Origin of the sequence: Cryobacterium sp. M23, assembly GCF_002929655.1 — a bacterium.
Classification (GTDB): Bacteria; Actinomycetota; Actinomycetes; order Actinomycetales; family Microbacteriaceae; genus Cryobacterium; species Cryobacterium sandaracinum.
Genome location: NZ_PJJV01000051.1, coordinates 18,557 through 41,907 on the forward strand (window position 1 = coordinate 18,557; position 23,351 = coordinate 41,907).

A 23,351-nucleotide genomic window follows, 5' to 3' on the forward strand; every position below is an offset into this window, starting at 1 on the left:
CCGTTGACTGCGGGCTACTCGGAGGCGCCGAACACGGCGACGGAGTGCGGTGCGAGGGTGACCGCGGTGGGCGTGCGAGACTGGACCGCGTCGCCGACGGCGGCGAAGGATGCCAGTAGCGCCGGGGCATCCGTCGGCACGTCACGAGCCTCCGTGCCCAGGTTGACCAGGATTTCGGTGTCGCCGCGGCAGAGCCGCAGCCACCGCTCTTTCTCGTCGACGTCGACCGCGACCCGGCCGAAGCGCGGGTCCGTGATGTCCGGACGGGAACGCCGCAGCCAGCCCAGAGCCCGGTAGAAATCGAGCAGGCGCGCGTGGGCCGGTTGGGACACCTCAGCCCAGTCCAGCACCGACCGCTCGAACGTGGCCGGGTCCTGCGGGTCGGGCACCACGGCCGGGTCCCAGCCCATGCGCGCGAACTCGCCGATCCGGCCTGTGCGGACGGCCTCGCCGAGTTCGGGTTCCGGATGCGACGTGAAGAACTGCCAAGGTGTGTTCGCCCCCCACTCCTCGCCCATGAACAGCATGGGCGTGAACGGGCCGAGCAGGGTCAGCGTAGCGGCGATCGCCAGCTGCCCGGCGTCGAGGGTCGCACTGAGGCGGTCGCCCGTGGCCCGGTTGCCGATCTGGTCGTGGTTCTGGTTGTTGACGACGAGGCGCCAGGCCGGCATCCGTGCGGTGTCGATCGGCCGACCGTGGGTGCGCCCGCGGAAGCTGGAGAAGGTGCCGTCGTGGAAGAACCCGTGGGTGAGCACCTTCGCGAGGGCGCTGAGCGGCTCGAAGTCGGCGTAGTAGCCGGTGGTCTCGCCGGTGACCGCCACGTGCACGGCGTGGTGGAAGTCGTCGCTCCACTGGCCGGTAAGCCCGTAGCCGCCGACGTCCCGCGGGGTGATCAGGCGCGGGTCGTTGAGGTCCGACTCGGCGATCAGGGTGAGCGGGCGCCCGCAGGTGGCGCTCAACGCATCGACGTCGGCGGCGAGTTCCTCGAGCAGGTGCAGGGCGTGGTCGTCCCGCAGGGCGTGCACCGCATCCAGCCTGAGCCCGTCGACGTGGTAGTCGCCCAGCCACATCAGGGCGTTGTCGATGATGTAGCGGCGCACCGGGTCGGAGTCGGCGCCGTCGAGGTTGAGGGAGGAGCCCCAGCCCGTGTCGCCCCTCTCGTTCAGGTACGGACCGAACTGCGGCAGGTAGTTGCCGCTCGGGCCGAGGTGGTTGTAGACCACGTCCTGGATGACGCCGATTCCGGCCTGGTGACAGGCGTCCACGAACCGTTGGTAGGCAGCCGGTCCGCCGTAGCCCTCGTGCACGGCGTACCAGAGCACTCCGTCGTAGCCCCAGTTGTGGGTGCCGTTGAAGGCATTGACCGGGAGCAGCTCCACGAAGTCGACGCCGATCGAGGCCAGGTGGGCCAGCCGGCCCGCCGCGGCGTCGAGGGTGCCCTCCGTGGTGAAGGTGCCGAGGTGCAGCTCATAGATCGTGCTGCCGGCCAGCTGGCGGCCGGTCCAGGCGCTGTCCTGCCAGACGTGCGCGCCGGGATCGAACGTGCGGCTCTTCGCGTGCACGCCGTTCGGCTGGTGCCGGGAGCACGGGTCGGGGAAGGGCCCCTGGCCGTCGATCAAAAAGCCGTAGTCGACGGGCTCAGCGGCACGGCCCTCGGCGGGCTCGGTCAGCGGACGGGGTGCGTGCCACCATCCGTCGCCCCGCGGGGTCATCGGCACGGTCTGGTCGGCGAGTTCGACCGCCAGGGCCGATGCGTTGGGAGCCCAGACTTCGAATTCAGCGGGCATGGTCGGCACCTTCCAGGTCGGTCGTGCGGGTCGGGTCGGCGTCGTCGGCCGGCACCAGCAGGGCCACCGGGTAGCGCCCCAGCAGGGCGGCCACGCTGACGGATGCGCCGGGGTGGCGTTCCCCGGTCAGCAGATCGACGACCGGCCCGCCGGCCAGGACCACGATCGTATCTCCCCAGCCGCCCGCGGCCGCGAGCCCGAGCGGCAGCCGGGTGGCGATGGTGACCGCGCCGCCGCGGTCGAAAGCGATCACGTGGTCGGCGGCGGCGCCGAACGCGGGGACCGGACTGTGCCGGTAGAAACGTTCGGGCTGGTCGCGGCGCAGCCGGAGGGCGCGCGTGGTGACCAGAAGTTTCACGGCGCCGGTCTCGTCGACGGGCGGCAGCCAGCCGTCCTGCACCCGGGCCAGGTAGCCGCGCCGCAGGTCGTAGTCGACCGGGCGGCGGTTGTCGGGGTCGACGAGGGAGGTGTCCCATAGCTCGCTGCCCTGGTAGACGTCGGGCACTCCGGGGGCCGTCAGCTGCACGAGCTTGTTCGAGAGCGCGTTGCTCCAGCCCGCCTGGCGTACCCGGTCGACGAACGCGGTGAGCGTCTGCGTGACTGCCGGGTCGTTGAAGGAGGCGGTCACGAGGCCGCGCATCGCCGTCTCGAACTCCGCGTTCTGGCTGGTCCAGGTGGTCGACGTTCCGGCTTCCCGAGCCGCCTTCTCCGCGTAGGCGATGAGGCGTTCCGGTGTGGCTGGCCACGATCCGACGATGGCCTGCCAGAGCAGGTTCTCGAACGGGGCGTCGCCGAGGGGCGCGGTCGCGCGCAGGGTGCGCAGGGTGCTCTCCCATTCGGCCGGGATCTCGGCCAGCACCGAGATCCGGGCGCGCACATCCTCACTGCGCTTGGTGTCGTGGGTGGAAAGGGTCGTCATCGAGGTCGGGAAGGTGGCCTGGCGGGTCTGCTGGCGACGGTGGAACTCGGCCATGTCGACCGCGAACTCCCCCGGGTCGGCGCCGACCTCGTTCAGCGAGGTGAGCCGGCTGAAGCGGTAGTACGCGGTGTCCTCGACACCCTTGGCCATCACCATGCCCGAGGTCTGCTGGAAGCGCACGGCCAGCGGATGCCCCGGGTCGCCGAGCAACGGAAGCAGAGCCTCGATCGCGGGGCCGAGGTCGGGCCGGTGGCGAGCCGCCTCGACGCCAGCGTGGCGCAGCTCGTCGATGCCCACCGGGAGGTAGGAGCGGTAGACCGGGAAGCAGGCCAGGAGTTCGGCCAGGGCGTCGACCGTGGTCAGTTCGGTGGTGGCGTCGCCGCCGGGGACCAGTCGGGCCAGGCGCACGACCTCGGCCTGGAGGGTGCGGTCCGCGATGACGCGCTTCCGCGCGTGCACCAGGTCGGCCCAGTCCGCCGGCGGCGCGTCACCGGTCGGCGCCGCGGCCTCGGCCTGCAGCCGGGCCTCGAGTGCGTCGAGCGCGCCCTGCCCGGCCGGGTCGACGAGCAGCCGGTCGAAGTCGGCGAGGGCGTCGTACCCGGTCGTGCCGGCGGTGGCCCAGCTGGTCGGCAGCTGTTCGTCACCCTCGAGGATCTTCTCGACGAGCACGTAGGCTCCGTCGGTGGCATCCCGCAACCGGTCGAGGTAGCCGCCCGGGTCGGCGAGACCGTCGGGGTGGTCGACCCGCAGCCCGTGCACGAGGCCTTCCTGCACCCAGCGCACGATCTCCCGGTGGGATTCGTCGAAGACCCACGGCACCTCGACCCGGAGGCCGGCCAGGGTGTTCACGGAGAAGAACCGACGGTAGTTCAGCTGCGCGTCCGCGCGGCGCCAGTTGACGAGTTCGTAGTGCTGCCGGGCGTGCACGACGCGGGCGTCCGCGCCGCCGTCGGCGCTGCCCGGGGCGAGCGGGAACCGGTTGTCGTAGTAGTGCAGCTCGTCGCCGACCACCTGGAGGCGGTCGAGTTCGCTCATTCCGTCCGCGTCGTCGCCGAGCACGGGCAGCACGATTCGGTTGCCGTTCGCGGCCCAGTCCACGTCGAAGGCCTCCGCGTAGCGCGACGCGGGGCCGTGCTGGAGCAGGTTCCACCACCAGAGGTTGCGGTGCGGGGTCGCGACGCCCATGTGGTTGGGCACGATGTCCACCAGGATGCCGCGCCCGGCATCCGTCGCGGCCGCCGCCAAGCGGGTGAGCGCCTCGGCGCCGCCCCGCACCGGGTCGATGCGGGAGTGGTCGACGACGTCGTAGCCGTGGTCGGAGCCCTCTTCCGCAGCGAGCAGCGGGGACAGATAGAGCCAGTCCGCACCCAACTCGGTCAGGTAGTCGAGCACCCCTCCCACGGCCGCCAGGTCGAACGCGGCCGTGATCTGCAGACGGTAGGTGGTGAGTGGAATTTTCACGGCTTGACCAGGTGCGCCGGGTCGATCACGGGGATCGTCCCCGTCATCAGCCCGGCCAGGGAGGCCGCGACGGAGTGGTCCGGCGTGGTTTCCGGAGCGTGATACGCCCTCAGCACGACGAGGGAACGCGACGTCACCGTGTGCAGGGACCCGGCGGGCCGCGGGACTGCGTCGGCGCCCTCGCCCGCCGTGTCGACGACGATCTCCCAGGCCGGGGCGTATTCGGCCGAGGGCAGGGTGAACTCGACATCCTCGGCGTCTGCGTTGAAGCAGACCAGGAAATTCACGTCGGTCACCACCCGGCCACGGACGTCGCGCTCCCGGATGCCGTTGCCGCTGAGGAACATGGCGACCGTGCGGGTGAGGTGCTCGTCCCAGTCCTGGGACTGCATTTCCTGCCCGTCGGGGGTCAGCCAGACGAGGTCGCTCATCGGGTCGCCCGCGGTGCGGTGACCGGGGTGGCCGTTGAAGAAGCTGCTGCGGCGGAACGTCGGGTGTTCGCGGCGCAGCCGGGAAACGGCAGCCGTGAACTCGATCAGCGGCTGGTCCGCCTCCGACCAGTGGATCCAGCTCAGTTCATTGTCCTGGGCGTAGGTGTTGTTGTTGCCGTTCTGCGTTCGGCCGAGCTCATCGCCGTGCAGGATCATCGGCACACCCTGCGACAGGAGCAGGGTGGCAACGTAGTTGCGCTGCTGCCGGGCCCGCAATGCCAGGACCTCCGGGTCATCCGTCGGCCCCTCGACCCCGGAGTTCCAGGACCGGTTGTGCGATTCGCCGTCCTGGCCGTTCTCGCCGTTGGCGTCGTTGTGCTTCTCGTTGTAAGAGACCAGGTCGGAGAGGCTGAACCCGTCGTGCGCGGTGACGAAGTTGATCGAGGCGACGGGGCGGCGGCCCGAGTGCTCGTAGAGGTCGGCGGAACCGGTGATGCGCGAGGCGAACTCGCCCAGCGTCGACGGTTCGCCGCGCCAGAAGTCACGCACGGTGTCGCGGTACTTTCCGTTCCATTCCGTCCACTGGGCCGGGAAGTTGCCGACCTGGTACCCACCGGGGCCGACGTCCCACGGCTCGGCGATGAGCTTGACCTGGGACACCACCGGGTCCTGCTGCACGAGCTCGAAAAAGGTGGAGAGCTTGTCGACGTCGTAGAGGTCCCGGGCCAGAGCCGAGGCCAGGTCGAACCGGAAGCCGTCGACGTGCATCTCGAGAACCCAGTAGCGCAGCGAGTCCATGATCAGCTGCAGCGAGTGCGGGTGGCGAACGTTTAGAGTGTTGCCGGTGCCCGTGTAGTCCATGTAGTACCGCTTGTCGTCGTCCATGAGCCGGTAGTACGCCTCATTGTCGATACCCTTGAACGAGATCGTCGGGCCGAGGTGGTTGCCCTCCGCGGTGTGGTTGTAGACCACGTCGAGGATGACCTCGATACCGGCGTCGTGCAGAGAACGAACCATCCCCTTGAATTCCTGCACCTGGTTGCCGAGGTCACCGGTGGAGGAATACGCGTTGTGCGGGGCGAAGAACCCGATGGTGTTGTAACCCCAGTAGTTGTTCAGGCCCTTTTCCTCGAGGGTGCCGTCGTTGACGAACTGGTGCACCGGCATCAGCTCGATCGCGGTCACGCCGAGTTTCTGCAGGTGGTCGATGACCGACGGATGCGCCACGCCGGCGTACGTGCCGCGCTGGCCCTCCGGTACCGCATCCTGCAGCTTGGTGAGGCCCTTCACGTGGGCCTCGTAGATCAGGGAGGCGCTGTAGGGCGTACGCAGGGGCCGGTCTCCCACCCAGTCGAAGAACGGGTTGACGACGACGCCGAGCATCATGTGCGGGGCGGAGTCCTCGTCGTTACGCGAATCCGGGTCACCGAAGTTGTAGGAGAACAGGGACTGGTCCCAGTCGATCGTGCCGCAGGTGGCCTTGGCATAGGGGTCGAGCAGGAGCTTGTTGGGGTTCGCCCTGCTGCCCGCGGCGGGGTTGTAGTCGCCGTGCACGCGGTAGCCGTAGCGCTGTCCCGGTTGGATCAGAGGCAGGTAGCAGTGCCAGATGAACGCGCTGGATTCGACCACGTCGATGCGGGTCTCCACGCCCTGTTCGTCGAAAAGGCAGAGCTCAACGCGGTGGGCGGCTCCGCTGAACAGGGCAAAGTTCGTGCCGCTGCCGTCGTACGTTGCGCCGAGCGGGTACGCAGTACCGGGCCAGGTTTCCAAAAGGGTGCTCCTCGTGCTACGGGTCTCGTGCTGTCGACACACCGACCGCGCCGGTATGCCCACAAGTACGCTACAGTCTGCCGGGCCCCGTCGACGCCCGATCCGTTTTCGCGGGTGACCGCTCTGGGTATCAAGCCGCTGTGAATGCGGTCGTGGTCTTCGCTTCGTCCCCCGGTTCCCACGGTCACCGTCGAGGGCCGCGAGGACGCCGCCGATGTGCCTCTGCACGCCGGTGGCCAGGGAGCTTGGCAGGCCCGGATGGTTCAGGCTCGCGGTGCGACGCCCCGGCCGAGGTGCTGCGTACCTGCACGATTGGCGTGGCGGCGAACGCGTACATCTCGCCGAGGCTCAGGGCGATGTGTTGTCCCAGCACGACCTCGACGAGCTCTACGACCTCACCCTCCGGGCCGGCCTGGGGACAGACGTCATCATCCTCAGCGCACCGGCCGGCGAAGACGTGGTGCCGGCGGATGTCTACCGCAGCCTCGAGCAGCTCGTCCCCGCCAGGTACGCTCTGCAGGAGGACGGCGCCGGCACGGTGGCCGAGCTCTAGAGGCGGAGCACCGTGCCCGGTGTCGAACCAATTCGACGGAGATTTTGGGAAAAGAGCGGGTTTCCGGAGTATTTCGAGCCGTATTGAGCAGAATCTCCGTCGAATTCGTTCCGGGCGCTGTGCCGGGCCTCGTATTCTGGCGTTCCGCGATCACCCGCTCTCGTCGTCGGCGCGGTCGGCAGCTACCAGCTCGCGCACGAGCGGTGCCACCTCGGTGCCGTAAAGCTCGATGCTGGTCATCAGTTTCTCGTGGGAGAGCGTGCCGAGGCTGTATTTGAGGTCGAAGCGGGCGAGCCCCAGCCTCACCGCCGTGGCGGCGATCTTCGTGGCCACGGTCTCGGGTGAGCCCACGAACAGGGCGCCGTCCGGGCCGGCGTCGTGTTCGAAGCGCTCCCGGGTGACCGGACCCCAACCGCGCTCGCGGCCGATCCGGTCCTGCATGGCGGCATAGTGCGGCCATATTTCCTCGCGGGCCTGGGCATCCGTCACGGCCACATATCCCGGGGAGTGCTCGCCGATCGGGCGGGTCGGCTTCTCGAACTGGGCCAGCGCACGGTGATAGAGCTGGACCAGTGGCACGAAGGCCAGCGGCGAGCCGCCGATGATGGCCAGCATCAGCGGCAGGCCGTAGTGCGCGGCGCGCACGACGGACTGGGGGCTGCCGCCCACGCCGATCCAGGTGGTGAGGGATCCGGATTCGGTGGGCGGGAACACCCGCTGGTTACGCAGGCCGGCACGGGTTTCGCCCGACCAGGTGATGGGCTCCTCCTTGAGCAGCTCGGTGAAGAGGTTGAGCTTTTCCTCGAACAGAAGCTCATATTGCTCCAGCTCCAGGCCGAAAAGCGGGAACGACTCGGTGAAGGAGCCGCGACCCAGGATGACCTCGGCACGCCCGCTGGAGACCGCGTCGAGGGTGGAGAAGCGCTGGAAGACGCGCACCGGGTCGTCGGAGCTGAGAACGGTGACCGCAGACCCGAGACGGATGCCGGTGGTCTGCCCGGCGATCGCGGCCAGAACAACCTCGGGGGCGGAAACGGCGAAATCTTCCCGGTGGTGCTCACCGATCCCGAAAAAGTCCAGGCCGACCTGATCGGCCAGCACACCCTCGGCCACCACGTTGCGCAGCGTCGCCGCCTGGGACAACCGGGCCCCGAAGACGTCAAAGGTAACGTCACCGAAGGTATCCAGCCCGAGTTCGAACTTCTTTTTCATCTGGTGCGTGCTCCTCGCCGTGGTCGGTACGTTCGACAAACTCTATGCAAATGCATTCAAAGGCCAAACCGCGGCCGTCCCGGGAATATTCCGAGCCCGACCTGAGGTTCGGCGCGCTCCGCTAGGGAGGGGGGCCGCCGGCGAGCCGGCGCGAGGGGGCAGAATGGGGTCAGGCGCCACCATCCGGCCGCCCCGGCGACAGGAGATTTCCCATGACCGAACACGAACTCATTTCGCTCTGGACCCGGGCCCGTTGGCACATCATCATGTCCCAGCTCGCTCCGACCTTCCTACTCACGGCGCTCGTGGCCTTCCTGTCCCTCGGCCTGGCGGAGGCCGAGCTGAGCGTGCGCATCGCGGCCGCGGGCATCCTGCTGGCCTCAGGCATTCTCGGCGCGCTCGCTCAAATCGCGTCCGCGAACGAAGGGCTCGCCATCGTGGCTGACCTCTGCGCGCTGCCCGCGAGCAGCGCCCTCGGGCGCGGCGTCATCGCCTCCGCACCGTGGATCAACGTCGTGCGCTTCCTGACCCCCGCAGTCTTCGTGGTCGTCTACATCGCCCTTTTGGCGGCCCTGTTCTTACCGTTCGCTTAGCCACTCACCACCACATCTCGTCAGTATCGGAATGTGGACCCCAAGATGTGGTGACGTTGAGGCACAGGGTGTGAGGTCGAATGCACAAACCCGAAATTTTGGGCCATCAAGCGCACTGGCGCCGACGCTCCCTCCGACGCAGTGCGGATCCGTGCCGCCGTCTCCAGCGCCGAGATCGGCAAGGCGCAGCGCGAGGGCGAGCTACACATCCACGACCTCGACATGCTGGCCGGCTATTGCGCCGGCTGGTCGCTCCGGGTGTTCCTCGACGAGGGACTGATTGGCTTTCTCGACAAGGTCGAGTCCACTCCCCGAGGCATTTCTCCTCGGCCCTCGCGCGGATCGTCAATTTCCTCGGCACCATGCAGAACGAGTGGGCCGGAGCGCAGGAGTTCAGCTCCTTCGACTCCTACCGGGCACCGTTCACCAACCTCACGTTCGACTGGGTCTGCCCGGAGTACCTGCGCGAGCAGGTGACCGTGATCGGCGAGGTCGAGCAGGACTTCAACCACGGCGACCTGGCCGAGGAGATGGCCGTGATCAACCGGGCGTCTATCGACGTGATGACCGCGAAGTTTGGCACGCCTTATTTCCAGAACTTCATTCCAGGAGACCACCGGAAACATGTACAACCTGGAGGCTACCCCGGCGGAGGGCACCACCGACCGGTTCGCAAAGGACGATCGGAAGCGCTTCCCGGACATCCTGCAGGCCCGAACCGAAGCGAACCCGTACTACACCGACTCGTCCCAGCTGCCGGTGGGCTTCACCGACGACTCGTTCGAGGCCCTCGACCGCCAGGACGAGCTGCAGAGCAAGTACACCGGCGGCACCGTGCTGCACCTGTACATGTCGGAGAAGCTCTGCACGGCCGCGGCCTGGCGCGAGCTCGTCCAGCGCTCCCTGACGACGCACCGGCTGCCGTACATCACGGTTACGCCGTCGTTCTCAATCTGCCCCGACCACGGCTACCTGGCCGGCGAGCACCCGACCTGCACGGTCTGCGGCGGCGTCTGTGAGGTGTGGACCATCGTGATGGGCCACTTCCGCCCGGTCAGCTCGTTCAGCATCGGCAAGAAGGGCGAGCGCGAACGATCTGCAGATCGCGGGACTTGTGGCACTGTCCACCTGCGGCTGGCTGCTGGCCAAGCGTCACGGCCTGCTCGACGGGGTGGTCTTCTCGGGTGGGGAGCCCACCCGGCACGCACGACCGTCGACCCGATGATCACGCCCCCCGGAGAAGTCAGGGGCTCAGCGCCACGCTCACCGCCCTGGGCGTGCGGGAACACGTGCTGCAGACTGTGCGGGCCGAAGGTGCCCGCCCCGCGTTCGCGGCGCGGCTGAAAGCCCACCTGGAGCAGCTGGGCTAGACGGCGTCCCGGTAGACCCACCGGCGGTTCAGGCGCACGAACCGGCTGATCTCGTGCTGCTGCGAGGAGACGCCGCCGGACCGGCTGTGCGCGGTGAACTCCACCACCCCTTCGGTGTCGAACGGGCCGCCCTGCGCGGTCCGTTCGATCTCGAGGCGGAGCCAACGCACGTCGGCGTCGAGTTCCAGCACCTCCGGGCGGGTGAGCGGATGCCACGTCGTGAGCAGGTAGTCCGGCTCCCCCACCGCGAAGGCCGCGTACCGGGACCGCATCAGCGCCTCCGCGGTGGGCGCAAACGCGTCCCCGCGGTGGAACCGACCACAGCACGCGGAATAGGGGTTGCCGCTCGGGCAGGGGCACGGTCGAGGGCGCTGCGGGCGCTCTGCGGGGATCGAAGTCTCGGGCACCCCTCCAGTATCGGGCAGCGTCCGGGCCGCCGGAACCCGGTCGGCTCGGTCTCGTACTCGCGTTCTGCCGACCTGTTCGACCGCAGCGTCGCGGTCACCTCCCGTGCCGGGTTCGTTCTGTGGCTCCCGTCGCTCGGGTGTCGGCCGGACTCGGGGCGATACTCGCGGTGCGGGCAACCGGTGGCGGGACGGTCGGGGCGAGGTGGTCGGCGACCCGGTTCCGGGCCAGGTCGGCGGCCTCCGCCAGGGTTTCGGCTCCTCGAACAGGTGTGTGGCGCCGGGCAACAGGGTACGGCCCGGTACCTGCCGGTCCGGCTCGGGTGGGGAGATGACGGTTTGGGAATGCCGGGCGAAGGAGCCTAGAGTCAGCCCACCATGAATGACATTGCGATCGGCAGATACAAGCACTACAAGGGTCACCTCTACGAGGTTCTCGGCGTGGCCCTGCACTCGGAGACCGAGGAACAGCTGGTGGTCTACACCGCCCTGTACGGAGAACGCGGGCTGTGGGTGCGCCCCTTGGCCATGTTCACGGGAACCGTCCGCATCGACGGCGCAGACGTTCCACGCTTCGCCCTGATCGACGGCGCGTGATCACCAGCCCCGCAGTCGCGTCAGAGGGCCTCCGCGAGGATCCATCTGATCGATACATTTCATGCGAAGTTCACTGATGAGCTTTTCTGCCCCACATAACCAGAACAGGCCCCGACCGAAGTCGAGGCCTGTTCCATATTTTCGGTACGTTGTGCTACTCGGTGGATCCGAGGGGATTCGAACCCCTGACCCCCTGCATGCCATGCAGGTGCGCTACCAGCTGCGCCACGGACCCAGAATGTGTTTCGCAACGTGCCCGAAACAACTTCTCTAGGCTACTACATGATTAGCCTGCTGCTGACCACCGCTACTCGGCGGCCTTGTGGGCAGGCAGTGCGATGGGAATGACGGGGCAGTCTTTCCACAGACGTTCGAGCGAGTAGTACACGCGCTCTTCCTCGTGGAAAATGTGCACGACGAGATCGCCGAAGTCGACGAGGACCCAGCGCCCCTCGGCACGGCCTTCGCGACGCAGCGGTTTGTGGCCGGCCTCGGTCATCTTGTCCTCGACCTCACCGGCGATGGCCACCACGTTGCGCTCGGAGCGGCCCGTGACGATCAGGAAGATGTCGGTGAGAGGCAGGGGATTGGATACGTCGATTGCGACGAGGTCCTCCCCCGCTTTCGAGTCTGCGGCGGCGGCGGCCACCTGGAGGAGCTCGAGAGCATGGGCAGAAGCGGTCATCGAATGAATCCCTGAGTTAGTGAAAGCGAAATGGATGGCATTAGAAAATCTTGAGGACGTAGCCGGCCACGATCAGGGCCAGCACGCCGAAAGCGAGGACGCCTGCGGTAACGGTCAGGACGGCCGGAACGGTCAACCCGCGCTTTTTCGGTGGAGCCATGACTCCCCGGGTCGAAGCGTGCGTGCTGACGGCGCGGCTCGCACTGACCGGGGCGACGTCGCTATGGTGTCCACCCTCGTCGAGCTGGTCGAGCATCTGATCCATGTCCGACGAGTCGAAGACGTTCGGCAGGGCTCCGGTGGAACCGAGGCTGCGGGGCAGGTCGATCGACCCGGTGACCATGATCTCGCCGGTGCGCATGAGCGGGCCCGACGAAGATCCGTGGTGCGGGATGGACGGCAGGATCAGGGCGTTGGTCGTGGTCGGAATGCCGCCGGCGCTGATGCCGCGAGCCACGATCTGGTCGAACGGTTCGAGCTGTGTCACGCCGGGAACGTGGTCGTCAACCTCGTCGCGGGCCAGCGACCAGTGTCCGACCGGCGGGTGGAGCACTCCGGGTCGGGACTTGACCCTCGTGCGCGGGGAGGCCTCAATCAGGAACTCGACGGGCGGCGCCACCTTGGCGGGGGCCACCGGAACGTGCAGCGCGTCGATGGCGAAGGGGTGCGCAGCCGTCTCGGGCACGGGTGCGATCGGGGCAGCTGGGAGCGCCGACTCGGTGTGGGAGTTGTGCTTCAGCAGGAATTCGCCGGAATCGCCGGTCTGTGCGGTCTGAAGCGCGCGCAGCTCACGACGGGTCAGGGTGCTGTGGTCCTGCGCGTGGAGAACGCTGCGCGTGCCGTCGACGGCGCGAGGCGCGAACGCGGACGGTGCGGCGGGATACTGCTGGGCGGCGTGCTGCTTTGCGGAAAGGGCATCCGTCACCGGCACCGGTGCCTGATCCACCGGTGCCGGTTCGAGCGGCGCCGGAGGCGCAGGCACGGCCGATTCGCCGGCGACGACCTGCTCGTTCCGACTAGCCCATTCGCGGGCTTGTCGCCGCGTCAGTGGCTGTGGGTCATTACCCAACGTCATGCCACACTCCGATACAGATGATGCTTTGAGATGTACTGGACAACCCCATCGGGGACCAGATACCAGACCGGGAATCCCCGATTCACACGTTCCCGGCAGTCCGTGGACGAGATGGCCAGAGCCGGAACCTCCAACAAGCTTACGTCCTGGTCGGGCAATCCCGAAATACTGAGCTCGTGTCCCGGACGACTCACAGCCACGAAATGGGCCAGGTCCCAGAGCTCCTGAACATCTTTCCAGCCCAGGATCTGCCCCATCGCGTCGGCACCCGTGATGAAGAACAGCTCCGCGTCCGGGCGTTCGGCGTGCAGATCCCGCAGGGTGTCGATCGTGTACGTGGGCCCGGTTCGGTCGATGTCGACCCGGCTGACGGTGAACCGGGGATTGGAGGCGGTGGCGATGACCGTCATGAGATACCGGTGCTCGCTCTCGGTCACATCTGCCTTCTGCCACGGCTGACCGGTGGGAACGAAAATGACCGTATCAAGGTCGAAGCTCTGAGCCACCTCGCTGGCGGCCACAAGGTGCCCGTGGTGAATGGGGTCGAACGTGCCGCCCATCACGCCGATGCGCGGTGGGCGGGCCCCGGGATTATCGATGGGTGACGCTTCCGATTAGTGGTCGCTGCGCGCGCCGCCGTGGGCGTCGGCGTAAGCCTTCGCCTTGGCCTGGTGGCGGTTGGCGACATCCCGGTAGGACCAGACGACGAAGCCGAGCGCGGCGAAGACCACGAGGGCGATCACTCCGTAGAGGAAGATCGGCATCGGCAAATCGACGAGCCCGGCCTCAGCCAGCACAACGGTCAGGAACGACATGGGATTCTCCATTCAGGGACACACAAGGCACAGTGATACGCCGCGGCTCACAGTCTAGCGGGGCTATGCGCGCACCTGGCCGGAGCCACGCACGATCCACTTGGTGCTGGTGAGCTCGGGCAGACCCATCGGCCCGCGAGCGTGCAGTTTCTGGGTGGAAATGCCCACCTCGGCTCCGAAACCGAACTCGCCGCCATCGGTGAACCGGGTCGAGGCATTGACCATGACCGCCGCGGAATCCACTTCTCCGAGGAACCGGTCGGCGTTCACGATGTCGTTTGTGATGATCGACTCCGTGTGCCCGGTCGAGTAGCGACGGATGTGCGCAATGGCGTCGTCGAGGGAGTCGACGACCGCCACGGCCAGTTCGAGGCCCATGTACTCGGTGGACCAGTCCTCCTCCGTGGCCGGCACGGCCGCGGGGAAGATCTCGCGCACGCGGTCGTCGCCGTGCAGGGTAACGCCGGACTCCGTCAGCTTCGCCAGAACGGCCGGCAGGAGCCGCGCGGCCGCGGCCTCGTGCACGAGCAGAGTCTCGAGGGCGTTGCAGACACTGGGCCGGTGCACCTTCGAGTTGTGCACGATGTCGACCGCCCACTCCGGATTCGCCGACTCGTCGACGAAGATGTGCACGACGCCGGCCCCGGTCTCGATCACGGGCACGGTCGACTGGGTGACGACAGCCCGAATCAGGCCGGCGCTCCCCCGCGGGATCAGCACGTCGACAAAGCCGCGGGCCTGCATCAGCTCGGTGGCACCGGTACGGCCGAACGGGTCGATGGTCTGCACGCACGCCTCGGGCAGGCCGACCTGCCTGATCGCGGCCTGGAGCAGGGTGACGAGCACCCGGTTGGTGTTCTCGGCGGCCGATCCGCCCCGCAAGACGACGGCGTTGCCGCTCTTCAGAGCGATGGCGGCTATGTCCACGGTGACGTTCGGGCGGGCTTCGTAGATGACGCCGACGACACCGAAGGGTACACGCACCTGGCTGATTCGGACGCCGTTGGGCAGGCTGGAGCCGCGCACAACCTCCCCGACGGGATCGGTGAGCAGGCTGATCTCGAGCACGGCGTCGGCGAGGGCGTTAATGCGCGCCTCGTCGAGGCTGAGGCGGTCGAGCAAGCCCTCGGAGAGGCCATTGTGCGTGCCGGCGGCCAGATCCAGGGTGTTAGCGGCCAGAATCTCCGCAGCGCTCCCCCGCAGGGCGGCGGCGATCCCGTGCAACGCCTGGTTCTTCAGCCCGGTCGACGTCGTGGCCAGAGTTCGGGCGGCGGTTCGGGCGGCTTCGAGGATCGGGGTGATCTGAGGTGAGTCGGTCTGCAGCATCCCGGTAGTTTAGGCCAGAGCGGGTTCGAACCAGGTTCCGACCGGGTCGCCGCGGAGTGCCTCGGCAACCAGACCAGTCGAGGTGAGCAGCACGGCAGTGCCGGCCTCCGCCGCGATCCGTGCGGCCGACACCTTGGTGTCGGCACCCCCGGTGCCCACGCCGGAGCGGCTGCCGCTGAGCTCGACACCGAGCATGGGATCGCCGCAGGGGACGTGATCGATGCGTTCCGCGCCCGGCAGGTGCGGCGCGCGCGTGTAGAGGGCGTCGACGTCGCTGAGCAGGACCAGCAGGTCGGCGTGGATGAGCGTGGCGACCAGGGCGGCCAACCGGTCGTTGTCGCCGAACCGGATCTCGTGGGTGGCGACCGTGTCGTTCTCGTTGACGATCGGCAGGATGCGCAGACCGAGCAGGCGATCCATCGCCCGGTGGGCGTTGCCTCGATGCGAGGGGTTTTCCAGGTCACCGGCAGTGAGCAGCACCTGGCCGGCGACGATGTCGTACCGGTCGAGGCTGTCCTGGTAGCGGAAGATGAGCAGGTTCTGGCCCACGGATGCCGCGGCCTGCTGGGTGGCCAGGTCGGTGGGGCGCTCGTCGAGTTGCAGGTAGGGCATGCCGGTGGCGATGGCCCCGGAGGAGACGAGGACGATCTCCACTCCGCGCCCGTGCGCTTCGGCAAGGGCATCGACGAGCGGGATGATCTGTGCGATGTTCGCGCCGCTGATCGAGGAGGAGCCGACCTTCACAACGATGCGCGCGGCCGACGCGACCTCGTGTCGGCCGAGTGCGCTCACAGAAGCGCTCGGCCGGGCGCGGTGGGCATCGGCTCGAACCAGGTGCCACAGGAGCCGCCGCGGAGGGCCTCTGCGGCCAGGCTCGTCTCAGTGACGAGAACGGCCGTTCCGGCGGAGGCGGCCAGGCGGGCCGCCCTCACCTTGGTGTCCGCCCCGCCGGTGCCCACGGTGCCGGCACCCTTGTTCGCCCCGAACTCCATGCCGTCCAGTTCCTGGTCGAACCCGATAAAGTCGAGCGGTTCCGCACCGGGCAGGTGCGGGGGCTTGGTGTAGAGCGCGTCGACGTCGCTGAGCAAGAGCAGTAGGTCGGCGCGGATGAGCACCGAGAGCATGGCGGCGAGCCGGTCGTTGTCGCCGAATCGCAGCCCGTAGGTCGCGACCGTGTCGTTCTCGTTCACGACGGGCATAATGCGCAGGTCCAGCAGCCGGTTCACCGCGCGGCGGGTGTTGCTGCGGTGCGGCTCGTTGAGTAGGTCACCCTCTGTCAGCAGCACCTGCCCCGCGGCAATGCCATAGCGGTCCAGAGTCTCCTGGTAACGGGCCGTGAGCACGTTCTGACCCACGGATGCCGCGGCCTGTTGGGTGGCCAGGTCGGCCGGCCGCTCGTCGAGGTTGAGGTAGTCCATGCCGCTGGCGACGGCGCCGCTCGACACCAGGACGACCTCCACGCCGCGATTGTGGGCCTGGGCCAGGACCTCGATCAGAGGTACGATCTGCTCGGAGTTGTCGCCGCTGATCGACGAGGAGCCGACCTTCACGACGATGCGCCGGGCGGAGGCTACCTGGGCGCGGGAGCGGTGACTCATTCGGCCCCGCTCTCCTTACGGGGCGACACCGGGACTGAACCGTCGCCCGTGAGAGTGTCGCCGTTGTACTCTTCCTCGCCGGTCGACCACATGCCGGCCTCGCGCTCTCGGATCAGTTCGGCGCGTGCGGCTGCCTTGGCGTCCATCCGGCCGAAGTACTCCTCTCGGCGCTCGTTGCTGGTGCGTCGCTTGGAGTCGTCAAGGCGGGTGTCGGTGCCACGCGGGGCCGTGATCAGTTCGGCCGTGGAGGTGAGGGTGGGCTCCCAGTCGAAGACCACGCCGTTGCCGGGCCCGATGATGACCGTCGAGCCGGCGATCGCGCCGGCCTTGAACAGTTCGTTCTCGATGCCGAGCTTGGCCAGGCGGTCGGCCAGGAAGCCGACGGCCTCGTCGTTCTTGAAGTCCGTCTGCTGCACCCAGCGCTCGGGCTTGGTGCCGATGATGCGGTAGATGTTGCCGAACGACCCACCCTCGACCTTGACGACGAAGCCGCTGTCGTCGACGGCCTTCGGGCGGATCACGATGCGCGGCTTGACGGCCTGCGCCGCGGCGGCCTCGACCCGTCCGGCCTCGACGGTCTCGGCCAGCGCATAGTTGAGCTGCTTGAGACCCTCATGGCTGACGGTCGAGATCTCGAACACGCGGTAACCGCGCGCCTCGAGGTCGGGCTTGACGAACTCCGCGAGCTCCCGGCCCTCGGGAACGTCGATCTTGTTCAGGGCGATCAACTGGGGGCGGTCGAGGAGCGGTTTCTGGCCGTCGGGCACCGGGTAGGCGGCCAGTTCGCCGAGAATGACGTCGAGGTCGCTGAGCGGGTCACGGTCAGGGTCGAGTGTGGCGCAGTCGAGGATGTGCAGCAACGCCGTACACCGTTCCACGTGACGAAGGAATTCGAGGCCGAGGCCCTTTCCCTCGCTGGCGCCCTCGATTAGGCCGGGCACGTCGGCGACGGTGTAGCGCACCTCGCCGGCATCCACGACGCCGAGGTTGGGGTGCAGGGTCGTGAACGGGTAATCCGCAATCTTGGGCCGGGCCGCCGAGATGGCCGCGATCAGGCTGGACTTGCCGGCCGAGGGGTAGCCGACGAGCGCGACATCCGCCACGGTCTTGAGTTCAAGCTGGATGTCGCCTTCCCAGCCGTAGGTGCCGAGCAGGGCGAAGCCGGGGGCTTTGCGTTTGAGCGAGGCCAGGGCCGCGTTGCCGAGCCCGCCCTGACCGCCAGGCGCCACGACGATGCGGAAGCCCGGCTCGGTCATGTCGGCGAGTTCGTTGCCCTCGGCGTCTTTGACCACGGTGCCGAGCGGGACGGCCAGCTCCATCAGCTCGCTGCCGAAGCCGGCGCGGTGGTCACCCATGCCGGGGCCGCCGTTCGCGGAGCTGCGGTGCGGGGACCGGTGGTAACCGAGGAGGGTCGTCACGTTCGGGTCGGCGACGAGCACGATGTCACCACCGCTTCCGCCGTTGCCTCCGTCAGGGCCGGCGAGCGGCTTGAACTTCTCACGCTTGACGGAGACACAGCCGTTCCCTCCGTTGCCTGCTCGCAGGTGGAGAGTGACGTGGTCAACAAACGTGGCCATGGGGGTGCCCCTTTCAGGTGGCAAAAAGCTCAGTGGTGCGTAAATCATTGGTGCTGTGCATCTTGTCGTGCGGGTGCCGTAAAACACGCAAAGGGCGAGCCGAAGCCCGCCCTCACGCTTACCGATGTGGAATGCCTAAGCGGCAGCCACCACGATGTTGACGACCTTGCGGCCGCCCTTGGCGCCGAACTCAACCGAGCCGGGCTCGAGAGCGAAGAGCGTGTCGTCGCCACCACGCCCGACGTTGACGCCGGGGTGGAAGTGGGTGCCGCGCTGACGGACGATGATCTCGCCCGCGCTGACAACCTGACCGCCGAAGCGCTTCACGCCGAGGCGCTGGGCGTTGGAGTCGCGACCGTTGCGAGTGGAACTCGCGCCTTTTTTATGTGCCATCTGTTCTGCTCCTCAGGGCCTAGGCGATGCCGGTAACCTGAACGCGAGTGAGCTCCTGACGGTGCCCCTGACGCTTCTTGTACCCGGTCTTGTTCTTGAACTTCTGGATGACGATTTTCGGACCGCGGAGATCGTTCAAGACCTCGGCCGTGACCGTGATCTTGGCCAGTGACTGGGAGTCAGAGGTGATCGTGTCGCCGTCGACGAGAAGCACTGCGGCCAGCTCGACGTTGCCGTCCTTGTTGGCTTTGATTCGGTCCATCGTGACGATGGTCCCGACCTCTACCTTTTCCTGCCGCCCACCGGCGCGCACAACTGCGTAAACCACGTTACGTACCTATCTCTGGGGAGCCGTGAGGCCCCGTGATGGAAAGTTACTGCCTTAAACACGCCAAGTCGGCCCGTCGCTCTCAGAAAACCTCGGTGATCGCGGGGGCGAAGGCCCGTCGCACACCAAAAGTCAACGTTAGCCGATCCTGCTGCAACGGTCAAACCGAGGCCGGATCATAGAATCGGGTGATGACCGTCTTGATCGACAAGCCGATGTGGCCCGCGCATGGCACCGTCTGGTCCCATCTTGTCAGCGATTCGTCACTGGCCGAACTGCACGCTTTCGCGGCCCGCAACGGAATCCCCCGCCGCGGCTTCGACCTGGACCACTACGACGTACCCGCCCACCGCTATGACGCCCTCGTGGCCTCGGGGGCGCATCCGGTGGACAATCGGGAACTGGTTCTCCGGCTCCGCGCAAGCGGCCTGCGTGTGCGCGGCCGGGACCGATCGGGCAGCGGCTCTCTCCCAGAGTCCTGATCGGGGCCCGAAGCGCTGCCTCGCCGGTTGAAAGAGACCGGGCGACCGGCGACGCCCAGCCCCGTGGGCTGTGCGCCGCCGGTCGCCCGATCGACTCGATTCGTTCCTGCAGGGATTCTCGTTACTGCTGGGAATCCGGGGCCGTGGTCATGATCGGCTGGGCCGACCCGGTGGATCCGCCGGCCGTCGTCACCCGCCGGCTGCGCGAACGCCCCTGGCCCGGCTGCTTGGGCTCGGGCAGGGCGTCCAGCACCGAGTCCAGCAGCTGGTCGGTGACCTGCTTGCTGACCGTGCGGCGGCTACGGGAGGACTTCTTGACCGGGATGTCCAGGATGGCGACGGGCTCGTCGTCGTCGGGCGTTGCGGCCTCGAGCGCGGCAGGTGCCTCGACCGGGGTCTGCTGCGCCTCCTGCACCGGGGTTTCCGGGGTCACGATGGGCGCTGCGTCCCGCTGGCGGGGAAGGGAGGACGCCCTACGGCTGCGGCGTGCCGACGGTGCAGACGTCTCGACCGCGACTGCCTCGTTCACGGCCTCCTCGATCGGGTTGGCTTCGGCGGCCGGGTTGGCTGATGCGGCGGTCTCCGCGGGAACCGATTCCGGCTTCGCCTCAGGCAGGGCGATGATCGGGATCGAGCCGGTCAGGGCGCGCGGGATGGTGCGGGCGGCGATCAGGGCGAGGGCGTGCTTGGCATCCTCGGTGATGCCGTGGGTGCCGTGTCCGGACTTGCCGGCATCGGCCTGAGACGCGTGCACGGCTGCGGAGTTGGTACCGTTTCCGTTTCCGTTTCCGCCGCGGTGCCCGTTGTCGCCGCCGGAATTGGTGCCCGACTTGCTGCGCGGGCGACGCTCCATGGCCGGCTGAGCCGTCTGGCGGTGCTTGAGCACCGGGTCGTGGTGGATGACGATGCCTCGGCCGGCGCAGGCTTCACAGTTCTCGCTGAATGATTCCAGAAGTCCGAGACCGAGCTTTTTGCGGGTCATCTGCACAAGCCCGAGCGAGGTAACCTCGGCGACCTGGTGCTTGGTGCGGTCGCGGCTCAGGCATTCGAGCATGCGGCGCAGCACGAGGTCGCGGTTGGTTTCGAGGACCATGTCGATGAAGTCGACGACGATGATGCCGCCGATGTCGCGCAGACGCAGCTGGCGAACGATCTCTTCGGCAGCCTCGAGGTTGTTCTTCGTGACGGTCTCCTCGAGGTTTCCACCAGAGCCGACGAACTTGCCGGTGTTGACATCGACGACGGTCATGGCCTCGGTGCGGTCGATCACGAGGGAGCCACCGGACGGTAGCCAGACCTTGCGGTCGAGGGCCTTCTCGATCTGCTCCGAAATACGGTACTCGTCGAAGGCGTCGTTCTCGCCCTCGTAGCGCTCCACGCGCTCCACCAGGTCCGGTGCGACCTGGCGCAGGTAGGCCTCGATGACCTCGCGGGATTCCTCGCCGGAGATGACCATCTTCTGAAAGTCCTCGTTGAAGACATCCCGCACGATCTTGATCAGAAGGTCCGGTTCGCTGTGCAGCAGGGCCGGTGCCTGCACCGTGTCGACCTGCTTGGCGATGGACGCCCACTGCGAGGTGAGCCGGTTGACGTCGAGCGTGAGCTGCTCGTCGGTGGCACCCTCGGCCGCGGTGCGCACGATGACCCCCACGTTCTCGGGCAGAACCTCCTTGAGGATCTTCTTCAAGCGCGCCCGCTCGGTGTCGGGCAACTTGCGGCTGATCCCGTTCATCGAGCCGTTCGGCACGTAGACGAGGTAGCGGCCGGGCAGTGACACCTGGCTGGTGAGTCGCGCACCCTTGTGCCCGATCGGGTCCTTCGTGACCTGCACGAGCACCTTGTCGCCCGGCTTGAGCGCGAGCTCGATGCGCCGAGCCTGGCTGCTGTTGCCGGAGTTCTCGGCGGCGGCCTCCCAGTCGACCTCACCCGAGTACAACACGGCGTTGCGGCCGCGTCCGATGTCGACGAAGGCTGCTTCCATGCTCGGCAGCACGTTCTGCACCTTGCCCAGGTAGACGTTTCCGATCAGCGAGGCATCCTGATTCTTGGCGACGTAGTGCTCGACCAGCACACCGTCTTCCAGCACCCCGATCTGAATCTTGTTGTGCTTGGCCCGCACGACCATGGCCCGGTCGACGGATTCGCGGCGGGCGAGGAACTCGGCCTCGGTGATCACCGGGCGACGGCGCCCGGCATCGCGGCCGTCACGGCGGCGCTGCTTCTTGGCCTCGAGGCGGGTCGACCCCTTGATCCGCTGGGGTTCGGTGATGAGTTCGGGTTCGCGGGGCGTGCGCACGCGAACAACGGTGTTCGCGGGGTCGTCGGATCCGGACCGGTTCTCGTCGCCGGTGCGCCGGCGGGCGCGACGACGAACGGTCGACGAGTCGTCGCCCTCGTCGTCATGGTCCTGACGGATGTCCTGGCCGGTGTCCTGGCGCTGGTCCTGGCGCTGGTCCTGGCGCGCGGTGTCGCGGCGCGCTCCGGTGCGGGCCGGTAGCGGCACGATGACCGGGGCCTGGAACACCAGCGAGGTGGACGGGCGGCGAACCACATCGGCGGTCGGGGTGGGCGGCGGCGTCGGTTCCACGGCAGCGTCCTGTTCTGAGTCGGGGGTTTCGCCGAACGGAGCGGCGGCTGCCGGCTCGGTCACGGCGTCGTCGGTGTGGACGCGGGGTGCCTGCGCTGCTGAAATCGGCTCGCGCGTCGCCGCAGCGATGTTCTGTGCGGCGTCATTTTGCTGCGCACTGTTGTTCTCAGGCGCGGCCTCCGGAACGGTCACCGGGGTGGCAGCCCTCCGCGAGGTGCGGCGGGTGCCGAACAAACCCTTGCGTTTTCTGATGTTTTCGTTGTCTTCCACCATCACTGGTGCGCTCCTTGACCAGTGTGGGCGACCGCGCCACCCATCCGGCTACTCTCTCGTGCGAGGATCACGCTTGCGCGAAACCCTCGGAAATCCTCTTCGTTCGCAACCGGCTCTTGGCTCTGGCTGCTAATACCTTTGGTCGTGGGACCAATGAATCTGGGCCTTTACGGCCCATTAAGACTTCTCTGGCGTCAACTTGAGCGCGGCCCAAGCGACTGTTCCGATTATCGCATGCATTCTCAGGAACACATGCGAGGCACATGACATAATTCAATCGTGCCCCACAACCCGCCCGTCAAGCGCCCCATCGGGCTCGCCATCTTCTTCATCATCGGTGGTTTGATCGCCCTCATCGCGGCTTTCCTCCTGACCGTCGACAAGTTCGCGATCCTCGAGGACCCGCAGGCCCAGCTTTCCTGCAACTTCAGTGTGCTGGTGGGCTGCAGCACCAACCTGGGATCGTGGCAGGGTGCCATCCTCGGTTTCCCCAACCCGGTGATCGGCTTGATGGCCTGGCCGGTAGTCATCACGATCGGCGCCGCGATCCTGGCCGGGGCGCGGTTAGCCCGCTGGTTCTGGATCGCGCTGAACGTGGGCGTCACCGGCGCCCTCGCGTTCGTGATCTGGCTGATGGCGCAGAGCTTCTTCGAGCTCGACGTGCTCTGCCCGTGGTGCATGGTGACCTGGACGGTCACGATCCCAATGTTCCTCGCCGTGACGCTGCACAACCTCACGGCGGGCAACCTCCCAGCGGGGCCGCACGTGCGGCGCCTGGCATCCGTCGCCTCCTCCTGGATCATCGTGATCACGATCGTCTGCTACCTGATCGCCGCCGTCATCGCCCAGGTCGAGATGGACTTCCTGAACCGCCTGTAATGGCGACCCTGCCCCCGTCCGGTTGAGACCCGGTGGTCGAGCTCCGGTGGTCGAGCTCCGGTGGTCGAGCTCCGGTGGTAGCGGCCGGAGGTTGCCGCTCCGGGCATCCGTGGCGGTTGCTAACTTCGGAGATTTTCGCAACACGCCGCTCACACGGGCTGGGGTGACCCGGTCTTTTCGGACGGGGTCCTTGGTTTCATTTTAGGCGGCGAGTGTGAGTTTGATGAGGCGTTCGG

At 67.5% G+C, this 23,351-nt stretch carries 21 protein-coding genes, 1 tRNA gene and 1 pseudogene; 6 read left to right on the forward strand and 17 right to left on the reverse strand.

The genetic code is table 11. From position 1 onward, the window contains the following. Nucleotides 1-14: 14 nt before the first annotated feature. The 3 genes from treZ to glgX are packed head-to-tail and all read right to left on the reverse strand — an operon-like array spanning nt 15 to nt 6,368. The gene (gene treZ, locus CXY82_RS03015; protein WP_104169623.1) at nt 15-1,787 is read right to left on the reverse strand and encodes a malto-oligosyltrehalose trehalohydrolase; all 1,773 of its coding nucleotides are present in this window, start codon (nt 1,785-1,787) and stop codon (nt 15-17) included. Then, the gene (gene treY, locus CXY82_RS03020) at nt 1,777-4,167 is read right to left on the reverse strand and encodes a malto-oligosyltrehalose synthase (protein ID WP_104169624.1); all 2,391 of its coding nucleotides are present in this window, start codon (nt 4,165-4,167) and stop codon (nt 1,777-1,779) included. The genes treZ and treY overlap by 11 nt, the downstream gene beginning before the upstream one ends. Then, a complete protein-coding gene (glgX, locus tag CXY82_RS03025) occupies nt 4,164-6,368 on the reverse strand; it encodes a glycogen debranching protein GlgX (RefSeq protein WP_104169625.1) in 2,205 nt (734 codons plus the stop codon). The genes treY and glgX overlap by 4 nt, the downstream gene beginning before the upstream one ends. A 361-nt stretch (nt 6,369-6,729) precedes the next feature. On the opposite strand from glgX, the gene CXY82_RS03030 reads away from it, so the two are divergent. Continuing rightward, nucleotides 6,730-6,921 carry a hypothetical protein gene (locus CXY82_RS03030; RefSeq protein ID WP_146069036.1) on the forward strand — a complete coding sequence of 64 codons (192 nt, stop codon included), beginning with the start codon at nt 6,730-6,732 and terminating at the stop codon, nt 6,919-6,921. Nucleotides 6,922-7,071: 150 nt separating this feature from the next. Here the strand turns inward: CXY82_RS03030 and CXY82_RS03035 are convergent, their stop codons facing one another. Continuing rightward, nucleotides 7,072-8,133 (reverse strand): LLM class flavin-dependent oxidoreductase, encoded by a 1,062-nt coding sequence (locus CXY82_RS03035; RefSeq protein WP_104169627.1) that lies wholly within the window; start codon nt 8,131-8,133, stop codon nt 7,072-7,074. A 212-nt stretch (nt 8,134-8,345) separates the two neighbouring features. Here CXY82_RS03035 and CXY82_RS03040 point away from each other — a divergent pair, with 212 nt between their 5' ends. Next, a complete protein-coding gene (locus CXY82_RS03040) occupies nt 8,346-8,726 on the forward strand; it encodes a hypothetical protein (protein WP_104169628.1) in 381 nt (126 codons plus the stop codon). Nucleotides 8,727-8,885: 159 nt separating this feature from the next. Then, nucleotides 8,886-9,812, forward strand: a pseudogene (nrdD, locus tag CXY82_RS03045) (anaerobic ribonucleoside-triphosphate reductase); the annotation flags it as partial. Between the two features lie 280 nt (nt 9,813-10,092). Here nrdD and CXY82_RS18485 read toward each other — a convergent pair. Next, on the reverse strand, nt 10,093-10,953 hold the full coding sequence (locus CXY82_RS18485) for a YchJ family metal-binding protein (RefSeq protein ID WP_370443674.1): 861 nt from the start codon (nt 10,951-10,953) through the stop codon (nt 10,093-10,095). Between CXY82_RS18485 and CXY82_RS03055 the strand changes: the two genes are divergently transcribed. After that, entirely contained in the window at nt 10,879-11,097 is a 219-nt protein-coding gene (locus CXY82_RS03055; RefSeq protein ID WP_104169629.1) for a DUF1653 domain-containing protein, read from the forward strand. The genes CXY82_RS18485 and CXY82_RS03055 overlap by 75 nt on opposite strands. A 162-nt stretch (nt 11,098-11,259) precedes the next feature. Here the strand turns inward: CXY82_RS03055 and CXY82_RS03060 are convergent. The 11 genes from CXY82_RS03060 to rplU all read right to left on the reverse strand — a co-directional run bounded on the left by CXY82_RS03060 (nt 11,260) and on the right by rplU (nt 18,894). Next, nucleotides 11,260-11,332 (reverse strand) — tRNA-Ala (locus CXY82_RS03060). Between the two features lie 72 nt (nt 11,333-11,404). Beyond that, nucleotides 11,405-11,782: a ribosome silencing factor gene (gene rsfS / locus CXY82_RS03065; protein ID WP_104169630.1), complete on the reverse strand. Its 378-nt coding sequence runs from the start codon at nt 11,780-11,782 to the stop codon at nt 11,405-11,407. A 40-nt stretch (nt 11,783-11,822) separates the two neighbouring features. Next, the gene (locus CXY82_RS03070; RefSeq protein WP_146069037.1) at nt 11,823-12,857 is read right to left on the reverse strand and encodes a hypothetical protein; all 1,035 of its coding nucleotides are present in this window, start codon (nt 12,855-12,857) and stop codon (nt 11,823-11,825) included. Next, entirely contained in the window at nt 12,854-13,456 is a 603-nt protein-coding gene (gene nadD / locus CXY82_RS03075) for a nicotinate-nucleotide adenylyltransferase (RefSeq protein WP_255408565.1), read from the reverse strand. The genes CXY82_RS03070 and nadD overlap by 4 nt, the downstream gene beginning before the upstream one ends. Nucleotides 13,457-13,471: 15 nt before the next feature. Further along, complete coding sequence (locus CXY82_RS03080; protein WP_104169633.1) at nt 13,472-13,672, reverse strand: hypothetical protein; 201 nt, start codon at nt 13,670-13,672, stop codon at nt 13,472-13,474. A 63-nt stretch (nt 13,673-13,735) separates the two neighbouring features. Beyond that, nucleotides 13,736-14,998, reverse strand: a complete 1,263-nt coding sequence (locus CXY82_RS03085; RefSeq protein ID WP_104169634.1) for a glutamate-5-semialdehyde dehydrogenase — start codon at nt 14,996-14,998, stop codon at nt 13,736-13,738. A gap of 9 nt (nt 14,999-15,007) precedes the next feature. Next, nucleotides 15,008-15,790, reverse strand: a complete 783-nt coding sequence (proB, locus tag CXY82_RS03090; protein ID WP_104103424.1) for a glutamate 5-kinase — start codon at nt 15,788-15,790, stop codon at nt 15,008-15,010. Next, nucleotides 15,787-16,596 carry a glutamate 5-kinase gene (gene proB / locus CXY82_RS03095; RefSeq protein ID WP_104169635.1) on the reverse strand — a complete coding sequence of 270 codons (810 nt, stop codon included), beginning with the start codon at nt 16,594-16,596 and terminating at the stop codon, nt 15,787-15,789. Before proB (CXY82_RS03095) ends, proB (CXY82_RS03090) begins: the two co-directional genes overlap by 4 nt. Beyond that, complete coding sequence (gene obgE, locus CXY82_RS03100) at nt 16,593-18,173, reverse strand: GTPase ObgE (protein ID WP_104103417.1); 1,581 nt, start codon at nt 18,171-18,173, stop codon at nt 16,593-16,595. Before obgE ends, proB (CXY82_RS03095) begins: the two co-directional genes overlap by 4 nt. 135 nt (nt 18,174-18,308) lie before the next feature. Continuing rightward, nucleotides 18,309-18,566, reverse strand: coding sequence for a 50S ribosomal protein L27 (rpmA, locus tag CXY82_RS03105; protein ID WP_104169636.1), 258 nt, complete (start codon nt 18,564-18,566; stop codon nt 18,309-18,311). Between the two features lie 19 nt (nt 18,567-18,585). Beyond that, the gene (rplU, locus tag CXY82_RS03110; RefSeq protein WP_104103412.1) at nt 18,586-18,894 is read right to left on the reverse strand and encodes a 50S ribosomal protein L21; all 309 of its coding nucleotides are present in this window, start codon (nt 18,892-18,894) and stop codon (nt 18,586-18,588) included. A 191-nt stretch (nt 18,895-19,085) separates the two neighbouring features. On the opposite strand from rplU, the gene CXY82_RS03115 reads away from it, so the two are divergent. Then, complete coding sequence (locus CXY82_RS03115; RefSeq protein WP_104103409.1) at nt 19,086-19,376, forward strand: DUF4031 domain-containing protein; 291 nt, start codon at nt 19,086-19,088, stop codon at nt 19,374-19,376. A 121-nt stretch (nt 19,377-19,497) separates the two neighbouring features. On the opposite strand, the gene CXY82_RS03120 is transcribed toward CXY82_RS03115, so the two are convergent. Beyond that, nucleotides 19,498-22,236 (reverse strand): Rne/Rng family ribonuclease, encoded by a 2,739-nt coding sequence (locus CXY82_RS03120; RefSeq protein ID WP_104169637.1) that lies wholly within the window; start codon nt 22,234-22,236, stop codon nt 19,498-19,500. 279 nt (nt 22,237-22,515) lie between these two features. On the opposite strand from CXY82_RS03120, the gene CXY82_RS03125 reads away from it, so the two are divergent. After that, nucleotides 22,516-23,115 carry a vitamin K epoxide reductase family protein gene (locus CXY82_RS03125; RefSeq protein ID WP_233194144.1) on the forward strand — a complete coding sequence of 200 codons (600 nt, stop codon included), beginning with the start codon at nt 22,516-22,518 and terminating at the stop codon, nt 23,113-23,115. Nucleotides 23,116-23,351 lie beyond the last annotated feature (236 nt).